The sequence below is a fragment of the Chryseobacterium geocarposphaerae genome (assembly GCF_002797535.1).
Classification (GTDB): Bacteria; Bacteroidota; Bacteroidia; order Flavobacteriales; family Weeksellaceae; genus Chryseobacterium; species Chryseobacterium geocarposphaerae.
The window spans coordinates 1364328-1388902 of record NZ_PGFD01000001.1; the positions used below are offsets into that span (position 1 = coordinate 1364328).

General features: G+C 35.1%; 21 protein-coding genes and 1 pseudogene. 7 read left to right on the forward strand and 15 right to left on the reverse strand.

All coding sequences use genetic code 11. The features are described 5' to 3' along the window. Nucleotides 1-68 precede the first annotated feature (68 nt). From CLV73_RS06025 to CLV73_RS06035, 3 genes are all read right to left on the reverse strand, one after another. Nucleotides 69-881, reverse strand: coding sequence for a hypothetical protein (locus CLV73_RS06025; protein WP_100375947.1), 813 nt, complete (start codon nucleotides 879-881; stop codon nucleotides 69-71). An 18-nt stretch (nucleotides 882-899) separates the two neighbouring features. After that, nucleotides 900-1400 (reverse strand): RNA polymerase sigma factor, encoded by a 501-nt coding sequence (locus CLV73_RS06030; protein ID WP_100375948.1) that lies wholly within the window; start codon nucleotides 1398-1400, stop codon nucleotides 900-902. 188 nt (nucleotides 1401-1588) lie between these two features. After that, nucleotides 1589-3217 (reverse strand): NADP-dependent glyceraldehyde-3-phosphate dehydrogenase, encoded by a 1629-nt coding sequence (locus CLV73_RS06035; protein ID WP_100375949.1) that lies wholly within the window; start codon nucleotides 3215-3217, stop codon nucleotides 1589-1591. 163 nt (nucleotides 3218-3380) lie between these two features. Here CLV73_RS06035 and tpx point away from each other — a divergent pair, with 163 nt between their 5' ends. Next, nucleotides 3381-3953 carry a thiol peroxidase gene (gene tpx / locus CLV73_RS06040; protein ID WP_100375950.1) on the forward strand — a complete coding sequence of 191 codons (573 nt, stop codon included), beginning with the start codon at nucleotides 3381-3383 and terminating at the stop codon, nucleotides 3951-3953. A gap of 126 nt (nucleotides 3954-4079) precedes the next feature. On the opposite strand, the gene CLV73_RS06045 is transcribed toward tpx, so the two are convergent. The 5 genes from CLV73_RS06045 to CLV73_RS06065 form a co-directional block, all read right to left on the reverse strand. Continuing rightward, complete coding sequence (locus CLV73_RS06045; RefSeq protein WP_100375951.1) at nucleotides 4080-4805, reverse strand: TonB-dependent receptor plug domain-containing protein; 726 nt, start codon at nucleotides 4803-4805, stop codon at nucleotides 4080-4082. A gap of 56 nt (nucleotides 4806-4861) precedes the next feature. Beyond that, on the reverse strand, nucleotides 4862-5401 hold the full coding sequence (locus CLV73_RS06050; RefSeq protein WP_169925738.1) for a TonB-dependent receptor plug domain-containing protein: 540 nt from the start codon (nucleotides 5399-5401) through the stop codon (nucleotides 4862-4864). A 255-nt stretch (nucleotides 5402-5656) separates the two neighbouring features. Next, nucleotides 5657-6415, reverse strand: coding sequence for a Rossmann-fold NAD(P)-binding domain-containing protein (locus tag CLV73_RS06055; RefSeq protein WP_100375953.1), 759 nt, complete (start codon nucleotides 6413-6415; stop codon nucleotides 5657-5659). A gap of 13 nt (nucleotides 6416-6428) precedes the next feature. After that, nucleotides 6429-7007, reverse strand: a complete 579-nt coding sequence (locus CLV73_RS06060) for a hypothetical protein (RefSeq protein WP_100375954.1) — start codon at nucleotides 7005-7007, stop codon at nucleotides 6429-6431. Nucleotides 7008-7314: 307 nt separating this feature from the next. Beyond that, on the reverse strand, nucleotides 7315-8013 hold the full coding sequence (locus tag CLV73_RS06065) for a DUF6261 family protein (protein ID WP_100375955.1): 699 nt from the start codon (nucleotides 8011-8013) through the stop codon (nucleotides 7315-7317). Nucleotides 8014-8361: 348 nt separating this feature from the next. Here CLV73_RS06065 and CLV73_RS06070 point away from each other — a divergent pair. Continuing rightward, nucleotides 8362-8772 (forward strand): annotated as a pseudogene (locus tag CLV73_RS06070) (DUF4365 domain-containing protein); the annotation flags it as partial. A gap of 174 nt (nucleotides 8773-8946) precedes the next feature. Beyond that, on the forward strand, nucleotides 8947-9450 hold the full coding sequence (locus CLV73_RS06075; protein WP_100375957.1) for a hypothetical protein: 504 nt from the start codon (nucleotides 8947-8949) through the stop codon (nucleotides 9448-9450). A gap of 590 nt (nucleotides 9451-10040) precedes the next feature. Here the strand turns inward: CLV73_RS06075 and CLV73_RS06085 are convergent. The 7 genes from CLV73_RS06085 to CLV73_RS06115 all read right to left on the reverse strand — a co-directional run bounded on the left by CLV73_RS06085 (nucleotide 10041) and on the right by CLV73_RS06115 (nucleotide 20028). Next, nucleotides 10041-12026, reverse strand: a complete 1986-nt coding sequence (locus CLV73_RS06085) for a urocanate hydratase (protein WP_100375959.1) — start codon at nucleotides 12024-12026, stop codon at nucleotides 10041-10043. A gap of 629 nt (nucleotides 12027-12655) precedes the next feature. Continuing rightward, nucleotides 12656-16855 carry a T9SS type B sorting domain-containing protein gene (locus CLV73_RS06090; protein ID WP_100375960.1) on the reverse strand — a complete coding sequence of 1400 codons (4200 nt, stop codon included), beginning with the start codon at nucleotides 16853-16855 and terminating at the stop codon, nucleotides 12656-12658. A gap of 196 nt (nucleotides 16856-17051) precedes the next feature. Beyond that, nucleotides 17052-17342 (reverse strand): hypothetical protein, encoded by a 291-nt coding sequence (locus tag CLV73_RS06095; protein ID WP_100375961.1) that lies wholly within the window; start codon nucleotides 17340-17342, stop codon nucleotides 17052-17054. Between the two features lie 52 nt (nucleotides 17343-17394). Next, the gene (locus CLV73_RS06100) at nucleotides 17395-18378 is read right to left on the reverse strand and encodes a 2-hydroxyacid dehydrogenase (protein ID WP_100375962.1); all 984 of its coding nucleotides are present in this window, start codon (nucleotides 18376-18378) and stop codon (nucleotides 17395-17397) included. A 100-nt stretch (nucleotides 18379-18478) separates the two neighbouring features. Beyond that, complete coding sequence (locus CLV73_RS06105; protein ID WP_100375963.1) at nucleotides 18479-18706, reverse strand: prevent-host-death protein; 228 nt, start codon at nucleotides 18704-18706, stop codon at nucleotides 18479-18481. A 64-nt stretch (nucleotides 18707-18770) separates the two neighbouring features. Next, nucleotides 18771-19166, reverse strand: a complete 396-nt coding sequence (locus tag CLV73_RS06110) for a DUF1801 domain-containing protein (protein WP_100377003.1) — start codon at nucleotides 19164-19166, stop codon at nucleotides 18771-18773. 211 nt (nucleotides 19167-19377) lie between these two features. Continuing rightward, nucleotides 19378-20028, reverse strand: coding sequence for a protein-L-isoaspartate(D-aspartate) O-methyltransferase (locus CLV73_RS06115; RefSeq protein ID WP_100375964.1), 651 nt, complete (start codon nucleotides 20026-20028; stop codon nucleotides 19378-19380). Nucleotides 20029-20153: 125 nt separating this feature from the next. Between CLV73_RS06115 and CLV73_RS06120 the strand changes: the two genes are divergently transcribed. The 4 genes from CLV73_RS06120 (at nucleotide 20154) to bla-A (ending at nucleotide 24563) form a co-directional block, all read left to right on the forward strand. Beyond that, nucleotides 20154-21116, forward strand: a complete 963-nt coding sequence (locus tag CLV73_RS06120; RefSeq protein ID WP_100375965.1) for a Gfo/Idh/MocA family protein — start codon at nucleotides 20154-20156, stop codon at nucleotides 21114-21116. A 258-nt stretch (nucleotides 21117-21374) separates the two neighbouring features. Then, nucleotides 21375-23096, forward strand: a complete 1722-nt coding sequence (locus CLV73_RS06125; RefSeq protein ID WP_100375966.1) for a cellulase family glycosylhydrolase — start codon at nucleotides 21375-21377, stop codon at nucleotides 23094-23096. 63 nt (nucleotides 23097-23159) lie between these two features. Continuing rightward, nucleotides 23160-23618 carry a DUF5362 family protein gene (locus tag CLV73_RS06130; protein WP_100375967.1) on the forward strand — a complete coding sequence of 153 codons (459 nt, stop codon included), beginning with the start codon at nucleotides 23160-23162 and terminating at the stop codon, nucleotides 23616-23618. Between the two features lie 66 nt (nucleotides 23619-23684). Beyond that, nucleotides 23685-24563, forward strand: a complete 879-nt coding sequence (gene bla-A, locus CLV73_RS06135; protein WP_100375968.1) for a CGA/CIA family class A beta-lactamase — start codon at nucleotides 23685-23687, stop codon at nucleotides 24561-24563. The last annotated feature ends 12 nt before the right edge of the window (nucleotides 24564-24575 follow it).

Consider the following 24575-nt stretch of genomic DNA (forward strand, 5'->3'; position numbering starts at 1 on the left):
CAGTTAGTAGGAAATTTTTAAAAATGTTACAAATTATTTATTTTTTTAAGAATTTTTAATTCATATGATTAATTTCCTTTATTTAAAGCTTTTAAAAGAATATTTAAATTGATTAAATCCAGCTTTGCACCTACAATAATAATGATGCTAAGAATTATGACAAGTACTAAAATCATAAGTAAATACACTGAAACAAACCACAAGATTGTATTCAAAATGTTTCCTTTAACACCTAACTTATCAATAAAATACCTCTGAGACTTTTCAAACCATGTCTTATTTTTGATTTTTCGGGGTAGTAATTCAATTCCGTTAAGCTCATCTACCAGACGTACAACATCTTCAATGTATTTCCCATACATATAGTAGATCCAATATTTTACAATAACGCAGAGTAATAAAATTGCAATCAGAAAACTTGTTGCGAAAATAGCAATATGATAATCTTCGTTAAACTGAAAGTTGATCTGTTCTAAAGAAGAAACAAAAGCCAAAGGGATATAAGAAATATAATAAGAAATATAAATCTCTTTACACACCAAAAGCTGGGTTTTAATATTGAAAAGATCGTAATTGGTATTGGTACTGGTCTTTGTAAGCATTTTATAAATCCTCAAAAACCTGGAATAAAAATAAACAACTAATCCGACAGTTAGGAATGTTACAAATATTGAAATTGTCCTTACATTAGAATCATTGGTAGTAAACGGAAAGCCGATGAACACCATAGGCAACGTAACAACCATAAGCCAAAACTCGGTTTTCATATTAATCTTGATCATTTCCAGCGGAGAATGAATTTCATTCTGTTTTTCCAAAGAAATTTCCGGAAGATCATGATGTTCTTTGTTCCAGAGTTCTTTAAAATTATCTAATTCCATACTTTAGATGTTTAAAATTTAAACCGTTCTTTTTTCAATTATCTCTTTCAGCTTAGCTTTTGCCCGATTAAGCTTTACCCTTGCATTTACTTCCGTAATTCCTAACTGTTTAGCGATTTCTCTGCCCGGAAAATCTTCCAAAAAGAAAAAAATAAGTGCTTTGTCGATTGGACTTAACTGATGGATAGCTTCATACATCATCTTCATATTCCTGTCGTCCGTATCATTATAAGATTCCTGATGAATATTGAGATTTTCTATACTTTGATGCTGGATAAAACTACGTTTTTTTTCACTTCGTAAAAATACAATAGCTGTATTGAGTGCCGTTCTATAAAGCCATGTTGAAAATTCGCTCTTTTTCTGAAATTCGCTGTAGGATTTCCACGCCTGATAAATGATCTCCTGATAGAGATCATTCTGATCGTCGGGATTGTCCATATACATCTTGGAAATTTTGAAAATCACACCTTTATGCTTGTCAATTTTTTCCAGGAATTCTTTTTCCAGTAAAGACATTAAATTAGGCTATGTTTCAGTTAGTAGGAATTTTAAATATTTGTTACATTTCGACCTACATAAAAAGTAATTTACAATAAGATTTTAATATTACATATCTTTTCCAATGCCATTTTTGATTTCATTAATCAAAAAAACCGCAATAAAATTAATTATTGCGGGCTTTATTTTAATGATCAATTATTTAATTAAAAAATATAATCCGTACTCAGGAAATTAGAGTCGTGGTCTCTTACAATTGTATTCAGAAGTTCTTTATTGGATTCTGTCACTTTTGCTGCTACCAAAGAACGAATCGAGAATGAACGCAAGGCATCAAAAACGGAAAGTGTACCTTCCGCACTGTCTTTTCTTCCTGTAAAAGGAAAGACATCGGGTCCTCTCTGTGCCTGACAATTGATGTTTACCCGACTTACCAAATTGACAAAAGGATCGATCAGCTTAGCCACTTCAACAGGATCTTCACTAAAGATACTTACCTGCATTCCGTGGTCGGCGTTCACCTGATAATCGATAGGCTCTTCAATATCATCAAACGGAACCACAGGAATTACCGGTCCGAATTGTTCTTCATGATACAGTTTCATATCACTATTTACCGGATAAACCACTGCCGGAAAAACAAAAGATTCTTCTGTAAATCCTCCGTTTTCATTAAGCACTTTTGCACCTTTTGATACTGCATCTTCAATACATTCTTTCAGATAAGGAGGCTTGTTTACTTCCGGAAGGGGTGTGATCTTCACATCTTTTTCCCAAGGAAGCCCGGGCTTCATTGCCGAAACAGCTGCGGTCAGCTTTTGTGTGAACGCTTCCGCAACATCTTTCTGAACGAAAATTAGCTTTAAAGCCGTACATCTTTGTCCGTTAAAAGAAAGTGAACCCAAAATACATTCACTTACAGCCACATCAAGGTCTGCATTTTTTGTAACGATGGCAGCATTTTTAGCATCTAAACTCAGGATTGCTCTTAAACGATTAACTTTCGGATGCAGTTTTTTCAGTCCATTTGCCACTTTACTGGAACCGATAAATGCTAAAACATTCACCTTCCCGCTTTCCATAATCGGAGTAATGATCTCCGAACCTTTTCCATACAATGTATTTACCGTTCCTTTAGGAAAAGCTTCTTTAAATGCATTTAATAAAGGATAATGTGCTAAAACACCATGCTTTGGAAGTTTAAATAAAATTGTATTTCCCATGATCAAAGCAGGAATCAAGGTGGTAAAAATTTCATTTAAAGGATAATTGAATGGTCCCATACTCAAAACAACACCAAGCGGAGCTCTTCTGATCTGTGCAATTGTTCCTTCTGCCTGTTGAAAACGTGAAGATTCTCTGTCTAAATCTTTTAAGGCATCGATCGTCTGATTGATATAATCTACTGTTCTGTCAAATTCCTTGGTAGAATCGGCCAGTGTTTTCCCGATTTCCCACATCAATAATTTAATCACCAGATCTCTTTGCTGAATCATTAAATACACAAACTTCTGCATACATTTAATTCTTCCTTCCACAGACATAGTCGGCCACTCTCCCAACCCATTATCATAGGCTTTTACACAGGCATCAAGAACTTTCATGGCATCATCAGGACCGATGTTCGGGACGCTTCCCAATAATTTTCTTTCCAATCCGTTTTCTGTAGGAATGCAGACAGGAGAATAAATATGTTGAACCTCCCCGTTCCATTCTACCAGTTCACCGTTTAACAGGTAAACTTTCTGGTGAATTTCCGGAACTTTATATTCTTCCGGGATTTCATTTTCGGTTTTAAATATCTCATAAAATGATGCTGTATTTGCTGAATTCATAAATCTTTTATTTTTTTAATAGTATTAGTATAAACTTTTGATAGAATAAAGGTAGAGTGAAAAATCGACTTTAAAAAGAGGCGTTTAATAGATTTACTCTATTTGAAAGAAAATTAATATTGGAACATTGAAAAAAGAATAATTTTGTTTAAAAATAAAATTCATGTATTCAAAATTCGTTTTCGGTGCGTTGCTATTTTTCTCATCGTTTGCTTTGGCACAAAACTCTAAAACTCCCAATACGGTTTTAGCCGGAGGAAAGCCCGTTCATACTTACGCCAAATTACCGGCTGTCAATAAACCTGCACCCAAATTCACCCTTACAGATGTCACGATGAAAGACCAGACGCTGGAATCTTATAAAGGGAAATATCTTATTCTTAATATCTTTCCGAGTGTAGATACGGGTGTTTGTTCCGCTTCTGTCCATCATTTCAATGAAGATGCTGCCAGTATTCCGAATACGGTGGTTCTTTGTATTTCTAAAGATCTGCCATTTGCCCAGAAAAGATTTTGTGGAGCAGAAGGAATTAAAAACGTGGTCATGCTTTCTGATTTCCGTTCAGATTTCGGAAAAACATATGGCGTAGAAATTACAGATTCTGCAATGAAAGGATTATTGAGCAGAGCCGTTGTCGTGATCGATCCTTCCGGAAAGATTGTGTATGAAGAACAGGTTGCCGATATTTCCCACGAACCGAATTATGAAGCAGCTATTAAAGCTGTGAAAAACTAAACTTTTTCTTTTAAAATAAGTGAAAAACTCCGGCTTTTGCCGGAGTTTTTTATGTAAAGATATCATGCTGAGCAAAGCCGAAGCATCTTAATTTGGTTATCTCGTGTTGCTTTGAAAACCATTCAATTACTTTTTAGCCTTCCATTTCTTTTTCGTCGTCACGACGATGACACCATTTAGGGCTTTTGAACCATATAATGCGGTCGCAGAAGCGCCGTCCAAAGTATTTACAGTTTCTATCAGCTCCGTATCTATTTGTTGTAAACTTTTTAAATCGCTCACTTTTCCATTCAGTACAACCAGAGGTTGATGATCTTGCCTCAGACTTGACTTGGCTCCTCCAATCCTTATCGCATCAATTGTTTTTCTTTGAGGTATCTGATTCATCTGCAATCCGGTTGATTTTGAAGCATCTGTCCTGGAATTATTTGAATGAACCATCAAATCAGCTTTCGATACAACAGTCGTGGTTCCAGTAAGCATGTTTGAGGCATGATGTCTACTAGGAATGAGTACAATCCCACCTAATTCTTTTACCTTTAAGGTATCTTCTGCCGCATTTTGTTGTGCCTGTAAAGAAACCAGACCTCCTGTTGTAAGAATAAATCCTACGGCAAACTTTAGTAAAACAGAATTGATGTAGGAATACTGCAGATTTCTGTTCAGCTGAGATTCGTAGAAATTACCACAGATTTCCTCTGTAGAGCTAGAGAATACATCTATAATCTCCTCATCCGATGCAACAGTAAAATCTCTTACCGTTTTTGAACAGACAGAGCAAAATCTTCCTTTTTCTTCGCGGGTCATGGTTTTCCAGTTTTCATGACATGGTGTTGGTATTGTAATTTTCATAATAGCTTCTTTACATATAAAGATGCTTTATTGCAAAAGAAGGTTGGAAATAAGGTTTATTTATTTTTAGGTTTCTTCTTTGAAGTAATGATAATTGCTCCATATTCAGCTTTTTTACCATAGATTGCTGTTGCCGCTTTTTCGTCAAGTATATCTATTGATTCTATATTTTCCCGATTAAGCTTCTTCATTTTATCTTCTGAAATTCTGAACCCATCTAAAAAAATCTTTGGCTGAGTAGACTCTATATCTTCTTTCGAAGGTGTTCCCAGCCAATAAGAACGACCAATTGTATCATTGACTTTACGAAAGCCATCAAATCCATTTTTTAAATCTATTTTGTTGATTTGTTCTTCTGTCTTTAATTTTTGACCGTTCACTGTAACTGATGCTCCTACACTCACTATTAGTCCTAAAGCCATTTTTCCCAAAACAGATAAAGCTATATTTCTCTCAAGCTGATTTTCTCTAAAGTTCCCACAAATATCAGAACCTAATCTCATTTCTTGATAAAGCTCCTCATCAGAACTAAGACTAAAGTCTTTTACAGTTTTAGTACATACTTCACAAAATCTTCCTTTTTCGTTGGAAGTCATAGAGTCCCAGTTTTCGTGACAAGGTTTTGGAATCGTTAATTTCATAATGTATCTTTCTTATGGTTATTCGTTTTTCTAATAGAAAGATATGAAATATGTTGATTATATTAGGAATTTATTCGGAAACATTTGACACAGCCTACAGGAATGCGAACGTTGTTCAAAGAATCTCTGCCATTCAACAGATTCTTCACTCCACTTCGTGCCGTTCAGAATGACATACTATACTCGTTTTTATTAAGAATGACGGGCTATTTAAAGATGAAAATACCTCGGATCAGGATACCGAAATTCAAAATCCAGCTCTGAGATGAGTTTTTCAGACGAAATAAGCCTTCCTTTTTCCGTACGTTCTCCCGAGTATGGTAGGCTTTTCTGTGCATTAATGATTTCTTCTTTATTCGGATGGACCGGAGCTACAATATTATAGACTTTAGATTGCGAATGATTATTCAGCATTTTTTCAATAACCAAACAGATATCTGCATAATGAATATGATTCACCAACTGGTCCAGATGGGAAATAGTATAGTTCTTCAACAGTCTTTCACCTCCCATCAAACCTCCCAGTCTCAGAATATTGGTCTGGGGAAATTTCTCCAGAATAAAGCTTTCACTTTCCACTTCAGATGCAGGTTTATCGTCCTCCGTAAATTCCTTTTCAATATCCGGATATACCCCCGTTGAACTGGTATAAAAAATCTGCCCCTGAAAATCTCCAAGAAAACGGATCAGGTTCTCCCGTTTTCCGGTCATAGGAATTTGTGAACCCCTGAGTCCTGAAAAGGGAACAGCAATAATCACCGCATCCAGTATTGATACAACACTCCATTGTTTCATTTCAGCATCCGCTTCATCAGGAAAACTGACTAAGGTCGGGAAATATCCTTTAGATTTAAATTCTTGTATTTTGGATACTGAAGTGGTAGTTGGGAAGATTTCATATTGGTCTGATAAATGTTCCGCAATATGATTCCCTAGCCATCCACAACCAATAATTCCTATTTTTTTCATACCAATTTTATAGTTATCTCTCGAGTTCAATCCCAAATAATTGATGCAACTGAATAAATTTCATCAAAGGAGAGCCTTCAGCACTGCATTTTGCATTATTTTTCGGCAAATAAACCATGGTCGTATTTTGCTTTCCGTTTTGGGTGATCATGACAAAATTTTCCGGTGCATCGTCAATACTGTCTGTAGCGCAAATCTGATGATTTTTTTCCGAATACCGGAAATCTGCCTGAGTATATTTTGTGAAATCTCTGAAAAATTCTGACTGAACAATGCTCTTTAAATCAGTTTTTTCTGATTCACTCATCTTGATCTTATTTCGTTCATGCTTTTTACCCCTTTTAAAATATATCTTGTCCTTGTAATGCAAAATATCGCCATTTTCCTTATAGATAAAATTATCGATAGTAAACTGATACCCCAATCCGCCATTGGTATAAAAAGAAACCGCAATTTCATTCCCTTTAAGCTTCAATAGCTTTTGAACATCATTACTCACATCGGTATTATCATTTAAACGCAAATCAGGAAGGCTGTTTTGCGTAAAAATTAAAATCGGAAACAGTAAAAGGATAAACTTTAAGATTTTCATTTTTATGGTTAGTTTTTAATCGTCAGTTCAGGCAATTTTCGAGGAAAATTTCTCAATAGGATTCATTTTCACTCCTTACTCAAAGCGACAATTTGGATTGAACTTAATTAGTTCATCTCCCAAAAATATCATTTTTAGTTATATGATTTCAAAAACAATCCGTCAGTTCGGTGGAATTCTGAAAGAATTTTGTATCGGAACCTGGGTATGATATACATAAAAATTCTCGATACATTTTTCCTTCGGAAAAACACTCGAGCTGACGGAAATAAAACACTCAGCACAATGCTGCATTGTCTTTTATCATCTAAGATGGATTTTCATCTTTTCTTTTAGTTTCCGAGTTTTTTGCCGCCTTTACCAGCTCGTTCGTATCGCTGTAAAGAAGCTCCCATCCCGGGACGTCTTTCATTGCGGTTAATAAATTAAGGTAGGATTTCAGGTTTTTCTCCAGTACTTTTCGAATAGCCGTTGCACTCGTTAACTGGCGAAGATCTGCATTGGCTTCTGCCTGATCTGCAAAAATGATTTCAAAAGCTTCATGCCTGGCTTTCATGTCTGCAAAAGCTACATCCAGAGAAAGAAGGGAAATTTTCTGAAGATTTTCGGAAGTTTCCAGTTCTTCGATCAGCTTTTTCATCTGAGCCGTCTGTGAGGAATAACTTAGCCGATCCAGATCCAGTCCGAATTTTTTAAAGATCCCGTACAGATCTTCAGCAGACTGATAATGAGCCGCCGTAGAAAGTTTTCTATACCCATTCAGGAAAGCCTTGAGATTGGTATAGGCAAGATCCCTTTCCTGATCTGCCGTAGCAACATCTTTCCCTTTCCCGCTATAGACCTGTTTTGCGTACACTTTATCATACTCCGTAAATGAAGCCGCCAAAGTTGCAGTAAGAGGATGATTGGTAATCACAGGATATTTCCCTGACTGAATGTTTGAAATAATTCTTTGGGCTAAGGTGGCAAGGTCTCTGGTACCTAGCCTTGCTAATGTAATTTTCATACGTAATTTATGTTTTTATTATTAAATAAGGAACTATTTCCTTAAAACAAATATAAAAAATTAGTATTTATTCATAAATAATATTATTGGAAATAAAATATAATTGTATTTGATCGCAAACAATACTGTTTTAAAGAAATGTAAAGTGTATTTTTTATAAATTAGGCTGTTAATGGTAAATATAATGTGTATTTGGTTTAAATTAAGTTTGTTTATAAGAAATTTTAATTTCAGACATACTTGCTTGACTGAAATTATTTTTATTTAATATAGAATTTGTTACAGATTATTATATTTGAAAATCTTAATAGGTATTAATACCTTATACAAATGGTAGTAAATAAAGTTATGAATAGATATAATCCAACTGAAAGACTAGGAGTTAATGAAACTGAAAAAATTGTAATTCAAAATCTTGGATGGATATTCCGTGAACAACCAATTGTTGATGTAGGGCTAGATGCTATAATTGAACAAGTTGAAAATGATGAACCAACCGGGAAGTTTATAGCCGTTCAAATTAAAAGTGGTTCAGGAAATTTCTATAAAACTCAAAAAGGATTATCTCATTATGTTACTAGTATACATTATAATTATTGGTTAAATCTTAGTATACCAATCATTCTTATAGCACATATTCCAGAAGAATGAAAAACATATTGGCAAGAAATAACAGAGACTAATCTAAAAAGAAATAAAAAAAGTTGGAAAATTGAAATTCCTTTTAAACAAGAGTTTAACGAAAAATCAGAAAAGAGACTTGCTAAAATTGCATCTGTAAAAAATGATAAAAGATTTGATATATATCGTGGTAGAGTAGATTCTAATGATATAAAAGACATAATTGAAGATTTAAGATCACTTAATAATGCAACAGATTGCCTATTTAATATAGCAGCAATAATTGAAAAGCAAACCAAAGAAACAATTAATATGGGTGATAAATTAAAAGAACTCAGCTTGAAAAATACACCAAACGCTATAACTGAATTTTCAATTTTATACAAAGGCATATCAAGAACAATGAATATAACTACAAAAAGAATCGAAACTGAAGTTGAATTATTTTCACAATTATATTCAGTAGGAATTACTTCTTTTGAAAAATTTCTAATTACTCAATATACTTTTATCTTAAAATTAGAAGAATTTGCTGACGGTAATATGACACAACTCCCTATCCAAATTAATTCCATATTATCTGAATATGTCGCCTCGAAGGAAACTCTCAAAGTAAATTTTAAGCAACTCCCAAATCAAATTGATTCTGCAGTGTCGGAATATATAAACTTGAGAAAAACTCTCAAAAACACACCCACACATAACTTTTCTTTTTTTAAAGAAGCTAAAAATCAACTTGTTGAAGTTTTGAGCTTTTTGATACATGAATTTCAAGATGCCAAAGAATTGACAACAAGAATCTTAGAAAAATTATGACAAAAAAAATATATTGCGGAGTTGAATATTTAAGAAAACAAAAATAAAGCACAGATTACGATCCACATTGTCATAAAAGATGAAACCTGCCTCACAGCAGGTTTTATTATTTTAAAATGATTAACTTCTAATTCACTTTCCTCAAAAAGCTATTTAAAGTAACAAATGATTTATTGATTTAATAAATTTTATTCCTTTTTTTTGTTTTTATTATCCAAATCAAATTTACTAAGAGATAAAATAAAATAAAGTTTTGGACAAAATTGATAAAATGAAATCTTACAATCCCAAAGCTTAAAAAATTATCTTTTCCAATTGATGATTTTTTCAAATAAAAATACTTAGGAAATCCGTATGTCTCAATTTTCCAATCTTTCGATACAGAAATTTCTGTATATAATAACCCTAAAAATGTAATGATCAGCGTGAATAAAATGATTTTCCAATCCAACAGCAACTTCCAGCTCAGTTTTCTTTGTCTTATCACTACAAAATTAGCAATCGTTAAAACACAAAGTACAATTAAAAAGTATGCTGTTGTAAACTGATTGTGAAAGTTCATTATAAGCTGATTTATTTAAATTATCAAATTAAAAAAGATTTTCATCCACAAAATTCGGAAGCGTTACTTTCAAGTTCGGTTCTGCTTCCATGGCTCTTTTAATCGCGAAAATAGCGCCTTCATTTCTAGCCCAGCTTCGTCTTGAGATTCCGTTGTTGACATCCCAGAACAGCATCGATTTTAATCTTCTGTCGGCATCATCGCTTCCATCCAGCAACATTCCAAAACCACCGTTGATCACTTCTCCCCAACCGACACCGCCTCCATTGTGAATAGAAACCCAGGTTGCCCCACGGAAACTGTCACCAATTACGTTATGGATGGCCATGTCTGCCGTAAATCTTGATCCGTCATAGATGTTGGAAGTCTCTCTGTACGGAGAATCCGTTCCCGAAACATCGTGATGGTCTCTACCCAATACTACCGGTCCGATCTCCCCGTTTTTAATCGCTTTATTGAAAGCTTCTGCAATCTTCATTCTTCCTTCCGCATCCGCGTATAAAATTCTCGCCTGTGAACCTACCACAAGCTTGTTTTCCTGCGCTCCTTTGATCCACTGGATATTGTCTTTCATCTGCTGTTGGATCTCTTCCGGAGAGTTCTGCTGAATTTCTTCCAACACGGCACAGGCAATATCATCAGTTTTCTGTAAATCTTCCGGCTTTCCGCTCGTACACACCCAACGGAACGGCCCGAAACCGTAATCGAAACACATAGGTCCCATAATATCCTGAACATAGGACGGGAATTTAAATTCTCTTCCCAACGTAGGGTTTTCTGCCATTACATCGGCCCCGGCTCTAGAAGCTTCCAACAGGAAAGCATTTCCGTAATCGAAGAAATAAGTTCCTTTTTCCGTATGTTTATTAATCGCTGCAGCGTGTCTTCTCAATGTCTCCTGAACTTTTTCCCTGAATAATTCAGGATTCTCCGCCATCATTATATTGGACTCCTCAAAACTTTGCCCGACAGGATAATATCCTCCTGCCCACGGATTGTGAAGCGAAGTCTGATCTGAACCGATATCGATTCTTAAATTTTCCTGATCGAATTTTTCCCAAACCTCAACCACATTTCCAAGGTACGCCAGAGAAACGGTTTCTTTGTTTTCCTGGGCTGTTCTTACTCTTGCTACCAGCTCATCAAGGTTTTCATGGATTTCATTCACCCATTTCTGATCGTGACGGATTTTGGTAATTTTTGGATTCACCTCAGCGCAAACCGTAACACAGCCTGCAATATTTCCTGCTTTCGGTTGAGCTCCGCTCATTCCTCCCAATCCTGAAGTTACGAAAAGTCCGCCTTTAGGCTCTTTATTGATTTTTCTGAAAGCATTTAAAACGGTAATCGTAGTCCCGTGAACAATTCCCTGCGGACCGATGTACATATAACTTCCTGCTGTCATTTGCCCGTATTGTGTCACACCAAGAGCATTGAATTTCTCCCAGTCATCCGGTTTGGAATAGTTCGGGATCATCATTCCGTTGGTTACGACCACTCTCGGCGCATCTTTGTGAGAGGGGAACAATCCCATCGGATGCCCTGAATACATGACCAACGTTTGTTCGTCTGTCATTTCAGACAGATATTTCATGGTCAAAAGATACTGTGCCCAGTTAGAGAACACCGCACCATTCCCTCCATAGGTAATCAGCTCATGAGGGTGCTGCGCTACTGCATAATCCAGATTGTTCTGAATCATCAGCATAATCGCTTTTGCCTGTTCAGATTTCCCCGGATATTCAGAAATCGGTCTCGCCTTCATTTCATATTCCGGGCGAAAACGATACATATAAATTCTTCCGTATTTCTCTAATTCCTCTTTAAATTCAGGCAGCAATTCTGCATGAAACTGAGGTTCGAAATAACGTAAAGCGTTCTTCAGGGCTAATTTTTTCTCTTCATCCCCTAAAATTTCTTTACGCTTCGGAGCATGATTGATATTGGTTTCGTAAGGTCTGGATGGTGGTAACTGGCTTGGAATGCCTTGTTGTATCTGTTCCTGGAAAGTCATTTATTGTCGATTATATTTATAGTTGATAGATTTTTTGTGGTTTTAAAGATATTCAAAATAAAAAATATGAAACAAATTACTGACAAAGGAATTAAAAAACCGTTTTCCGCATTGAGGCAGAGTACAGTAAAATTAATCGTAAAAAATAAAAAATGAAGTAAAGACCACTGATAATGAGTCCGTCTTCGAATAATGAATATCACTAAATAGGTGAAAAATGATAAGAAATATGTTATAAAAAATGCAGTCGAGTTATATATTGGGTTAAACAAAACACTTCCTATTCCGGAAAAACTTATAGTTCTGTTAATCCCATAACTCTCACCTGATTCAAAAAATAATACTATTGCTAAGAAAATTACAACAACCGGTAATAGAAATAAAACGAATACATATTTTGTAAAAAGTACTTTCATAAAATGATAAAAATATAAATGTAGTTATTTTCTAAAAAGTTCTCGATACATTTTTCTCCATTTCACTTCGAAAAACACTCTGACGAAACTGTTTTCGTACTCAAAGTTCCCCCTCCTCTGGTGGCGAAAATTCGTGAGAATTTTTGACGGGGTGGTTAATAAAAAGCCTCATCGAAAATTCGATGAGGCTTTTGTTTGTAAATATCTTTACAATTAATTATTATTTTTCACTAAGATCCATCCTGTAAAGGTTCTACCATCCGGAAGGGTAATCACATACCAATAACTTGATGTCGGAACAGGTCTGCCTTTAATTGTTCCGTCCCAGAAGAATTGTTTGTTTGAACTCTGTTCGAAAACCAATACCTGATAACGATCAAAGATTTTTACGGTCGACATTTTATCTCCGAAAACCTGAAGATTTTTAACAATCCAGTGATCATTTAATCCATCTCCGTTTGGTGTGATGGCATTTTTAATATCTAAAATTACACTTTGCTGTTTCACAATACAGTCGCTGCCTGCATATTTTATATAGAAAGTAATGATTCCGGTCTGCAGATTATAGAAAATATTACTTGCCTGCCACGTCATTCCATCAATAGAATATAAGATTGGTTTCGAGCCTGTTGCATGAACTGTTGCGGTCGTTCCTTTAATTTCAATTTGTCCGATTACAGGAACTTCAAAATATTTTATTTCAAAAGTTTCGGTGTAAGAACAGCCGTTGCTTGCCGTTACAGTAAGGGTGTAAGTTCCAACTGTTGTAATTCCTGTAATGGTATCCGTAGTGGAAATTACTTGGCCTGAAGGGTTTGTCCAAACATAACTTACAATGGTATACCCTTCAATATGAACCGTATAATCCAAGGAGCCTTCCGGACAGAAATATTGTGTCGGGATATCAAAAACCGGAGTTTTCTTTAAAGTTAAGTGAATTTCTACAATACTTGGGCAAAAACCGGGAACACTCACTTTTACATAAACAATATTTGAGCCTGAAGCTTGATTATAACTAAAATTTCCAGGCGTTGAGATTGCATTTGTTCCAGCATTAAGATCAGCTAAAGTCGGATAATAAGTGAACGTAACGTTCGTTCCTGTATAAATTTGTGACTGAAATTGCGTTAAATTAACAATCTCGATTCCATCATTTCCTGTATCACAGGTTTCTAACTGAAAAGGCCCGTTATTTTGTAAAGTCACTTTATTTCCAAAAACAAAACTAATCGTCGCAATATCATCACAACCCGGAATATTCTGAACTTTCACCCAAATTTGTGCAGGGAAAGGATTTGCAGAATAATTAGACGGATTTGCAATCGGATTTGTTCCGTTTTGTGCATTTTGTTGAGTCAGATAGAAGGTAAATGAATTCGCAGGATTCGGAATATCAACCATTAAATTTGTAAAATTCAATAAATTCACTTCATAGCTTCCATCTAAATTTTCATCACAAACCGTAATGGTAGAATTGATGGCTTTTGGAGGAAAATAAGTATTCAGCTGAATGGGCGCAACCGAATAGCAACCTGTCGTCTGTGACTGGAATCTTGCCCAAACCTGAATTGAAGAAATACTCGTCGTAATTGAAGTCCCGATCTGATTTGCCGGATTTCCGGCATTGGCATCAGCTTGTGTATTATAATATGAAATCGTCATATCAGACAACGGCTGTGTATTTTGTGACGGAATAAACAATTGCGGGATCGCATCATTCAGCTGAAAGATTTCGCTTAAATTAAAATCTTCATCGCATGTATTTAAATTCGCACTGTTTAAAACTACTGGTGGTAAAAACGTCATGTGAATGTTGATCTGGGCAACTGAAAAACATTCGCCATTATTTAATTTAACCTTCACAAAAACCGTTGCATTTCCTGCTGTAACTACAAATTGTGTCGGATTTGTGATTTCATTAGAAAAAGTATGGGTTGCCGGATCATAATTTACATAATACGTAAAACTTACATTTGCAGCAGAAGTAATCTGGGGCTGAGCCTGCGTTAAATCGTAAATTTCACTTCCGTCATTATTATTGTCACAAATATTATTTAAAGTAATATTCACAGGAGAATTCACAATTGGAGTAGATGTTAAGCTTAGATTCACCGGATAAATCTGCTGACAGTTATACGAATTAATTTTAACGAAAATCTGCTGTGTTCCTGTAACCGTAAGATTGGTAATCGGGTTTGTTCCATTGGTTGCATCTGCCAAAGTAGGATAAAAAATTGCCGATGCATTCTGGTTTCCGACAATTGCTGATGAATATTGAGATAATTGTACATTTTCCGAATTATCATTATTAAAATCACAGATTGCAAAACTGGACTGAACAATTACCGGATGAACCAAATTCACCGTAATTGGTCTTACTGTAAAACACTGATCTGAAATTTCAAACCGGACAAAATAGGTCTGTGTCACAAAATTTCCGTCTGTCGTAATGGTTTGGTTCGGACTGATTGATCCTGTTCCCAAATTGGCAGCAGCAGAACTGTTGTAAAATTCAGTCACAGGAACAGTTGCAGGAGAAATCAGCATTCCGTTTGAAAGTGTATTTAAATTAATGCTGATATCATCTGTTCCATTAAAACAGATATATTCATTCTTTTCATTAGCAAGAATTTTTGTGAAAGTAACATTCATATTCACTGTTGCAACTGCAAAGCAACCATTCGGAACCTGAACTCTTATATAGAGTATATAAATTCCTTCTTTTATAGTATTTACAACACTTCCGTTTCCGTTATAAGCTTCATCATAGGTATTGTAAACTGTAAAAACGGCTCCGGTTTGTATTGAAATTAACGGGCCGATATTTAATGTAAAATCAAAAGGTTCCTGATTATCTGCATTAATATCACAAATCGTATATGGAAAATTGATAGGAGAATTCAGATTTACACCTGGTTTAAACTGAAAATGAACTGGCCCTAAAATATAAGTACAAGCTCCTTCCTGAAGCCTTACCCAAAGATTCGTGCTTATTGTAATATTTGCTGTAGTGATCGCATTTATATTATTCTGAGCATCAGATTGAGTATTGAAATAAGTAATTCCCGTTGTTCCGGCAACGAAAAGTTCAGGATTTAACAGGCTTAAATTATAGTTCTGCTCTACTCCGTCATTGTTGGTGTCGCACAGTTCTACAGTATCTTTAATTAAGCTTTTACTTAATAAATTTAAAGTTAAAACTGCTACACGATAACAGGTTGGCATTGTTGGATTTTGAATTCTTACATATAAAATGGTGTTATTTGCTAATGTAAAATTGTTTGGCAAAGCACCGACATTATTTTGCGCATCCTGCAAACTCGAGTGATAACTAAAGGTAAAATTCGCCGGATTTTGTGAAGTTACATTAGCATTGAAACTATTTAAAGTAAGATTAACGGACGTATTTCCACAGAAATTTTGGGTATAGTTTTTCGCAGCCGGATAGGTCGGATCAAAAGTTAACGGAAAATCATCGGTTATTGTCAGATCACTGTTTCCACAAATATTAAACTTAACATTCGCTGTATAAACATCATTCTCAGTCGGGCAAACCGTAGTCTGAATTCCTGTTCCTACCGTCTGTCCCGCAGAATTTGTCCAGGTAATGTTGGGCTGAATTACATTTCCAAGCGGATTAAATTTCCATCCTTCCTGCATAGCCTGCCAAACTCCTGTATTTCTGCCCGCCGGAGAAACTCCTTGAGTTCCGTCATTATTACTTATTCCAATGAGTGCATTTTCAAACTTCCTCGTCGGACAAGGGAGCAGCTTTTTTTCAACAAAGACTTCAATTACATTAGTCGTTTCATGCAAAACGATTTGTGATGAAGACCGGTCTGTACAGCCCGAAACTCTCCCATCAAAAAAGTTGATGACAAACTTTCTGAAAGGCGCCGTTCCAATTGTTGAATAATAAATTTCCGAAGTATCACCTGATGAAAAAACCATGTCATGATATACCCCGAAAATCGAATTTTTCGGAAGGCTCGTACTTGGATTCTGCCACTGAACATTCGGATAATTGATATTTCCCAACTGGTTCAAATCGAAAGTTACCATTCCGTTTGAACCTACAATAAGCGCTTCGAAATATTGATTATAAAAACAAAATTTGAAAGGTAAATCCAGTTTTGCAGCGAAAAGATCATCATAATTGGCATTTAGTGACGTTCCCTGATTCATCGGAATCGGAGGATTGTAGGTCTCCTGAGTAGCTTCATAACTTGTAGTCTGCTTGAGCATAGGATATTCCACATGAAGTGCTATGCAGCCGTTTGCATCGAGATCATTAGTACAGGTAACATTGAAGCTTTCATTTCCTGCTGCATCTTTCACTTTCACATTTACCGGAGCCTGAGAGAAGCTTAAAGCACTAATGAATAAGAATAAAATTCGTAAAATATTCATCATAAGCTAAAATAATTAATCACTAACATATGATAAATTTACCACTTTTATTTATAGAATATTCAATAATAAACATTTATTTATATTAAATACCATGCAAAAAATCTATATAATTATTACATAATCATTTGTATTTTGAATAATAACAAAAAAAGCCTTACTTATTAAGTAAAGCTTGTTTTTATAATCAGTAAATTATTTAAGTCAAAACATCATCGTTTTCCTCTTCGTGGTCATCTTCATTATCACTTAGGCTCCAATAGTTATTTTCTTCGTCTTCACTTCCGATCTCCTCCATTTCATCATCGTCATCTACTCCCGGAATATCCAGCCCTCTGTCTAAACTGTCATAGAATTCATCTTCTTCTATGGGTTTTCCATCTCCATCGAGCGGAATATGTCTTTCACGGTTAAAAATGTCTTCATTTGACTTGTATTCCCGCTGTTCTAATCTTCTTTCTTGTTCTTGTTCGCTATTTTCAGGTATCATAATTCTTGTATTTAGTGGTTGTATAAAGGTAAACAAAAATAATTCCAAGTTGCTAAGAATTCTGAGAATAAACTTCAGGGTTTGCACAGGCCGGCATTTTCTCTCCTTTTGAAAAAGCAATCAGGTTTTCTGCAGCTAATTTGGCCATTCCGCTTCTTGCTTCTATCGTTGCGGAACCGATGTGCGGAAGGACACAAACATTGGAAAGCTCCAGAATAGGATCCTCTTTAAAAATCGGTTCAGGATTCGTAACATCTAGTCCTGCTCCCCAGATTTTCTTTTCTGCAAGTGCATTATACAGATCCTTCTGATTATGAAAACCTCCTCTGGCTGTATTAATGAAGATCGCGTTTTCTTTCATTTTTTCAAATACTGAAGTGTTGAAAAGTTCCTTTTGCTCAGGTCTGAAATTAGCGTGAACGCTTAAAACATCAGACTGTGCAATCAATTCTTCGAAGGAAACATAAGTTGCACCCAATTCATTTTCGGCCTCTTCGTTTTTATTCCGATTATGATAAATAATATTCATGTCAAAAGCTTTCCTTGACTTTTTTGCCATTTCAAAACCGATTCTTCCTAAGCCAAAAATTCCTAATGTTTTACCATATAACTCCTGTCCCAGAGCGTGTAAAGGGTCAAAATCTCCCCAATTTCCGGATTTTACTTTTTCGAAATTGTAGCTTGCTCTCCTTGCAACCGATTGCATTAATAAAAATGCCACATCTGAGGTCGCTTTACTTAAAACATCCGGCGTGTTTCCGACCGGAATATTTCTATGGTTTGCTTCCTGAATATCCACATGATCAAAACCGACAGAGTATAATGCAATTGCCTTTATATTCGGACATTCTGTAAAGAAATCTTTATCATATTTAAATTCAGCTCCAACACTTAAAATAGCATCGTGGCTTTTACAATAACTTAGCCATTCATCGTGAGATAAATTTTCATGTTCAGGGATAAAAACCTCCCATCCTGCATCTTTCAGCATGTGAATTCCGATTTCCGGAATCCTCTTGTTTACGAATACCTTCATTCTATTTTGTAATTAATTTCGGTTGTCTTTCAAATAAAAAACCTTACTCCTGTTAAAAGCAAGGTTTTTCTAACTTTAATATTAAAAATTATTTTTATCATCATTTATGTTTATTCCCAGATCTGGAATTCATTTCCTGAATTTCTGCCCAAACTTCTTTCACTGTTTTTGGAGCATGAGTCACGAAACCATTTTTTGATGATTCCTGATTTTGGTTTTTCATATCGGCTTGCTGAGAATGACTTGTCGCTTGATATCTTCTGTTATGAGAAAGATTTTTCTGGATATTGCTGAAGTCGTGTGATGCTTTAAATCTGTTTGTGTCCATGATAATAAGATTTAAAAGATTAGTTCTGTTTTGAATCCAATTATCATTCCGAACCTATCAAAAATTATTTTTTTATTTGAATTAATTGCCCTTTTCTTTTCACTATATTTTTATAATCCCACTGAATTTTCTCAGATTTTTCGAGATATCTTTTTAGATCTTCTACATTGATTTCAGAAACGTCATTATAAAAGACAGAAGCATCCTGAAATTTTCCTCCATAAACGTTTAAGAGTTCTTCATTAAAAGATTTTCCGCTCCAAAACATTAGCCGGACTCCTTTCTTTTGCTTGCTATAACCTACAATCGGATTTCCATCTAAAAACCAGACAGGATGTGCATGCCATATTTTTGATTCGGCTTCTATTAGATTTTCATTAATGATCTCGGAGAGTTTTAAACATATCTTTTGGTCAGATTCTGTTTGTGATTCAATGTATTGTTGAATATCAGAATTCATATTTTTATTTATTAATGATCTCATAAAATTAAACAATTACATCAATAATAAATTCCTTTACAGAACTGATATTTTAGACCGGTAACTCAAAAATTCTTTTTTGTCATTCTGACGTAGGAAGAATCTATAATATTAAAAGATTCTTCATTCCACTTTGTTTCATTCAGAATGACAGAGAATGTTTAAAAAGTAGTTATGTTTACCGCGAAAATTACTGATTGGTGCTTCCCAACATCGGTACAAATTTATACGCTCCGAATTCTTCTTTTTCAAATTCGGTAGGCGATACTTTTGTGAATCTGAATAAAACCTGTTCGTCGGTTGGTCCTAGTGGGATGACCATTTTTCCGCCCACTTTCAGCTGTTTCAGTAACTCTGTGGGTAAGATTGATGCGCCACAGGTTACAATAATCTTATCAAAAGGTGCAAAAGTAGGAAGTCCGGCAAAACCATCTCCAAAACTTTGAAACTTTGGAAATAGATGCATTTCGCGAAGTTTTTTCTTTGAAAAATCGAAGAGATCTTTTTGTCTTTCCACCGTATATACGTGAGCTTTCATCGCCAGTAAAACAGCCGTCTGATAACCACAGCCAGTTCCTATTTCCAGGACTTTTTCGCCCGGCTTTACTTGTAAAAGTTCAGATTGTTCCGCTACAGTAGACGGATGTGAAATCGTCTGATGGGCCAAAATAGGGAAAGCACGATCTTCATAAGCGAAGTCTTCAAAAATGCTTTCAATAAAAAGGTGTCTCGGAACTTCATTCATTGCCGAAAGTACATTTTCATCCGAAATTCCCATCCTATTCCGAAGATAATCAATCAAAATCTTTCTTTTTCCCTTGTGTACAAACGAATCCTGCATGTCACAAAAATAAGAAATTAGATATTAGATTTTCGAGATTCCGCAAAAGATTTATCCACAAAAAATTAAATTCTGCCCTTCGAAATATAACTTCTTTATTATCTTTACAAAAATTTAATACAGCTATGTTAAAAGCAGGTTTGGTAGGTGCCGGACATTTAGGAAAAATACATTTACGTCTTCTGAATCAGTCTGATAAGTATGAATTTGTAGGATTTCATGATAAGGATGTAGAAAACGGAAAAAAATTAGAAGCCGAATTCGGATACAAATATTTTGAAAATTTTGATGAATTGCTTGAAAAAATCGAAATGCTGGATATTGTAACGCCCACTATTTATCATTACGATTATGCATTAAAAGCCATTGAAAAGAAACTTCACTTCTTCATCGAAAAACCGGTAACCCAGACATTGCAGCAGGCTGAAGAAATTCTTTATAAATGTCGTGAAAATGGAATCAAAGCTCAGGTTGGGCACGTTGAAAGATATAATCCGGCTTTTATCGGAGCTAAAGATTACATTCAACATCCGATGTTCATAGAAATCCACAGACTGGCAGAATTCAACCCTCGTGGAACAGATGTTTCTGTAGTACTGGATCTAATGATTCATGATCTGGATATCCTATTAAGTATTGTAAAATCCAAGGTTAAAAACATTCATGCAAGCGGTGTTTGTGTGGTAAGCAAAACTCCGGATATCGCCAATGCAAGAATAGAATTTGAAAACGGATGTGTTGCTAACCTTACGACTTCAAGAATTTCTATGAAAGCGATGAGAAAAAGCCGTTTCTTCCAGAAAGACGCTTATATTTCTGTTGATTTCTTAGAAAAGAAGGCAGAAGTTATCCGAATGAAAGATGCCCCCGAAAACCCTACTCCATTCGATATGATTATTGAAAACGCTGATGGAGAAAAGAATCAGATCTTATTTGAATATCCGAATATCCAGCCTAATAATGCAATCCTAGATGAGCTCAATTCTTTCGCAGATGCTATCATGGAAGATAAAAATGTGGAAGTTTCTCTTGAAGACGGAACAGAAGCGTTGAAAGTGGCTTTGGAGATTATGAAGCTGATTTCATAATTTTTAAATTTTATTAATTTTTATATCATATGCAAACGGGCTAAAGCCCGTTTTTTTTTGAATTAGCTTCAAAATAATTTTACATAAATATTTAAACCATTAAGAAAATTAAGTAATTAAGGGATCTTAAAATTTCTCTATTTTTTTATCAAAGTCCTTTGAGTTTTAGTTTTTATTCAACAATTTTTAAATATATTTGTCATTGTAGAAACTCTAATTCTTAAAACAATCCCTAATATTTAAATAATTAAAACTACTATGAAAAGAGCCATCCTTCTATCCGCTTTTTTATTGTCTCAATTTGGGACATCACAACTTTTAAAGACCAATGGTCAGAAAATTGTAAACGACAAAGGAGAAAATGTTCAATTAAGAGGCCTCGGTTTGGGAGGATGGATGCTGCAGGAAGGCTATATGCTGAAAACTGCAGATTTTGCAGGCCCTCAATACAAGATCAAACAAAAAATAGCTGAGCTGATCGGTGAAGACGGAATGAATGAATTCTATGCTGCTTACCTGAAAAACGGGATCACAAAACAGGATATTGATTTTCTGAAGAAGGCCGGATTTAACTCAATCCGACTTCCTATGCATTATAACCTGTATACTTTGCCTATTGAAAAAGAACCTAAAAAAGGACAAAATACCTGGTTGGAAGAGGGTTTTAAAATGACCGACGATCTTCTAAAATGGTGTGCAGCCAACAAAATGTACCTGATTTTGGATCTTCATACTGCACCCGGAGGACAAGGAAATGACGTTAATATTTCCGACAATGATAAAACTAAACCTTCACTTTGGGACAGCGAAGAAAACCAGAAAAAAACAATTGCTCTCTGGAAAAAACTGGCGGAACGATATAAAGATGAACCGTGGATCGGAGGCTATGATTTAATTAATGAACCGAATATTAATTTCACAGGAAAAAACCCCAACGGAACAGACGAAATGTCTAATGCCCCCCTTTGGAAACTCCAAAAAGAAATTACAGAAGCCATCCGTACGGTTGATAAAAAACACATCATCATTATCGAAGGAAACGGTTGGGGAAATAACTACAATGGCTTAACTCCGCTTTGGGATAACAATATGGCATTCAGTTTTCATAAATACTGGAATTACAATGACGATGCAACGTTAAAATTTGCTTTAGATTTAAGAGAAAAGCATAACATTCCAATCTGGTTGGGAGAAACAGGGGAAAACTCGAACGTATGGTTTACGGAACTTATCCAGCTTTTAGACAAGCATAATATTGGGTATGCATTCTGGCCGATGAAAAAGATCGATAATATTGCAGGAATCACCAATGTGAAAATCACCCCGGAATATCAGAAATTATTAGACTATTGGAAAAACGGAGGTGAAAAACCGTCAAAAGAGTTTGCCCAAAAAACTTTAATGCAGATTGCAGATAATTATAAATTCAATAATGTTGAGATTAAAAATGATGTAATTGATGCCATGTTCAGACAGACTAAAGACAGCTCTACAAAACCTTTTAAAAATCTTCAGGCTCCGGGAAAAATCCTGGCTACAGATTATGATTTGGGAAGAATGGGCGCTGCTTACTTAGATAAAGATTTCATCAATCTTTGGGTAAGTGATGCTTCAAAAAGGTCTGAATGGAACTCGGGAAATCAGTTGCGAAACGACGGAGTTGATATTTACAAAACAAATGACAACCAATATTATGTCGGAAAAACAGAAAATGGAGAATGGCTGCAATATACCATTAATGCAAAAGACAGCAGAACTTATACTTTCGACATCAATTATGCAAGCAATACTACTGCAAAAATCAGGATTGAAGATGCTTCCGGAAAGCAGTTGGCTGCCGTTTCATTAAATTCAACCGGAGGAAATGAAATCTGGAAAATAGTTTCTGTGAAAGGAATCAACCTTAAAAAAGGAGAAAATAAAATCAGAATCTATTTCGAAAATGACGGAGTAAACCTGAAATCTTTTGAAGTAAAATAAATTTAAGATTTATAGGGCAGAGTTAAAATAATTTTAATTATTTTGCCGAAAAATTAAATAATTATGATGGAAACAAATTCTCCTTTCGAACAATTTGAGGAGTTAAGAATCGACAGAATTTCAAGAGAGTTTCTTGCGGAAACCGCAAAATGGGCTACTTTTTTATCTATTCTAGGGTTTATCGGCATCGGGCTTATGGTAATTGTAGCTTTATTTGTATTGGTAATAGGTGCATCAACGAGTACATCGGCAAGTTTTGCGCCTTTGGGTGGTGGTGCCTTTGTAAGTATTTTTTACTTTATTGTTGCAGGATTTTATTTCGTGCCAATTAATTACTTGTATAAGTTTGCTTCTAATATGAAGAATGCGATACGTACAAATAATCAATCAAGCCTAACCTCTTCCTTCGAGTACATTAAATCGCATTACAAGTTTATAGGAATTCTAACCATTGTAATGATCGGAATTTATATTCTTATGATTTTATGGATGATGTTTGCTGCTTTCGGACGCTCGATGTAAATTAATTTATTATATTTGAATACAATCCTTCTTAGAAATTAAGAAGGATTTTTTAATCTCTATTATATGAAAAAGATAAGTCTGCTTTTCCTTCTGATTTCAGCGTTTATGTTCGCTCAGCAATCCGTTTTGGATCAAAAAATCAATTCCATTATCAAAGATAAAAAAGCGACAGTAGGTGTTTCCGTGCTGGGTTTTGAAAATGGTTTTAAATACAATAAAAACGCAGACAAAAAGCTGCCCATGCAAAGTGTGTTCAAATTTCATATTGCAGCAGCAGTTTTAGATTTTGTAGATAAAGGAAAGCTTTCTTTAGATCAAAAAATAGTATTGGATAAATCTAATTTACTGGAAAATACATGGTCACCTCTTCGCGACAAATATCCTAACGGAGGTGTAGAAGTTCCACTGAGCGAAGTTCTTGAGATGACCGTTGCAAAAAGTGACAACAATGGATGTGATATTCTGTTGAGGCTATTGGGAGGCACTCAAACTGTTCAGAAGTTTATGGATTCTAAAGGGGTAAAAGGCTTTCAGATTAAGTACAATGAAGAAGCTATGCATAAAGACTGGAATGTTCAGTATGAAAATTACAGCACCATGAATTCTGCAACAGATGTATTGAAAAAATTTTACGACGGAAAACTATTATCGAAAAAATCGACAGATTATTTGATGAAAGTTATGTTATCTACCTCAACAGGACTCAACAAATTAATCGAACAGCTTCCTAAAAACACTCCTGTAGCGAGAAAAACGGGAGCTTCAGGAAAAAATAAAGAAGGTTTAACAGGGGCCGAAAATGAAATTGCGATCATTACTTTACCAAATGGCAAGCATTATGCAATAGCTGTATTTGTCAGTAATTCAATGGAAACGGATGCTGTCAACTGCAAAATGATTTCGGATATTTCAAAGACTGTCTGGGATTATTTTAATAAGTAAAATTTAAAGCTT

What these genes read in the sequence shown, in the direction of transcription:
- CLV73_RS06095 (WP_100375961.1), bottom strand. Translation starts at nt 17,342, where the DNA reads ATGATACCTGAAAATAGCGAACAAGAACAAGAAAGAAGATTAGAACAG.
- CLV73_RS06120 (WP_100375965.1), top strand. Translation starts at nt 20,154, where the DNA reads ATGTTAAAAGCAGGTTTGGTAGGTGCCGGACATTTAGGAAAAATACAT.
- CLV73_RS06055 (WP_100375953.1), bottom strand. Translation starts at nt 6,415, where the DNA reads ATGAAAAAAATAGGAATTATTGGTTGTGGATGGCTAGGGAATCATATT.
- CLV73_RS06115 (WP_100375964.1), bottom strand. Translation starts at nt 20,028, where the DNA reads ATGCAGGATTCGTTTGTACACAAGGGAAAAAGAAAGATTTTGATTGAT.
- CLV73_RS06060 (WP_100375954.1), bottom strand. Translation starts at nt 7,007, where the DNA reads ATGAAAATCTTAAAGTTTATCCTTTTACTGTTTCCGATTTTAATTTTT.
- CLV73_RS06025 (WP_100375947.1), bottom strand. Translation starts at nt 881, where the DNA reads ATGGAATTAGATAATTTTAAAGAACTCTGGAACAAAGAACATCATGAT.
- bla-A (WP_100375968.1), top strand. Translation starts at nt 23,685, where the DNA reads ATGAAAAAGATAAGTCTGCTTTTCCTTCTGATTTCAGCGTTTATGTTC.
- CLV73_RS06075 (WP_100375957.1), top strand. Translation starts at nt 8,947, where the DNA reads ATGGGTGATAAATTAAAAGAACTCAGCTTGAAAAATACACCAAACGCT.
- CLV73_RS06125 (WP_100375966.1), top strand. Translation starts at nt 21,375, where the DNA reads ATGAAAAGAGCCATCCTTCTATCCGCTTTTTTATTGTCTCAATTTGGG.
- CLV73_RS06130 (WP_100375967.1), top strand. Translation starts at nt 23,160, where the DNA reads ATGATGGAAACAAATTCTCCTTTCGAACAATTTGAGGAGTTAAGAATC.
- CLV73_RS06090 (WP_100375960.1), bottom strand. Translation starts at nt 16,855, where the DNA reads ATGATGAATATTTTACGAATTTTATTCTTATTCATTAGTGCTTTAAGC.
- tpx (WP_100375950.1), top strand. Translation starts at nt 3,381, where the DNA reads ATGTATTCAAAATTCGTTTTCGGTGCGTTGCTATTTTTCTCATCGTTT.
- CLV73_RS06110 (WP_100377003.1), bottom strand. Translation starts at nt 19,166, where the DNA reads ATGAATTCTGATATTCAACAATACATTGAATCACAAACAGAATCTGAC.
- CLV73_RS06050 (WP_169925738.1), bottom strand. Translation starts at nt 5,401, where the DNA reads ATGACTTCCAACGAAAAAGGAAGATTTTGTGAAGTATGTACTAAAACT.
- CLV73_RS06065 (WP_100375955.1), bottom strand. Translation starts at nt 8,013, where the DNA reads ATGAAAATTACATTAGCAAGGCTAGGTACCAGAGACCTTGCCACCTTA.
- CLV73_RS06100 (WP_100375962.1), bottom strand. Translation starts at nt 18,378, where the DNA reads ATGAAGGTATTCGTAAACAAGAGGATTCCGGAAATCGGAATTCACATG.
- CLV73_RS06105 (WP_100375963.1), bottom strand. Translation starts at nt 18,706, where the DNA reads ATGGACACAAACAGATTTAAAGCATCACACGACTTCAGCAATATCCAG.
- CLV73_RS06045 (WP_100375951.1), bottom strand. Translation starts at nt 4,805, where the DNA reads ATGAAAATTACAATACCAACACCATGTCATGAAAACTGGAAAACCATG.
- CLV73_RS06035 (WP_100375949.1), bottom strand. Translation starts at nt 3,217, where the DNA reads ATGAATTCAGCAAATACAGCATCATTTTATGAGATATTTAAAACCGAA.
- CLV73_RS06085 (WP_100375959.1), bottom strand. Translation starts at nt 12,026, where the DNA reads ATGACTTTCCAGGAACAGATACAACAAGGCATTCCAAGCCAGTTACCA.
- CLV73_RS06030 (WP_100375948.1), bottom strand. Translation starts at nt 1,400, where the DNA reads ATGTCTTTACTGGAAAAAGAATTCCTGGAAAAAATTGACAAGCATAAA.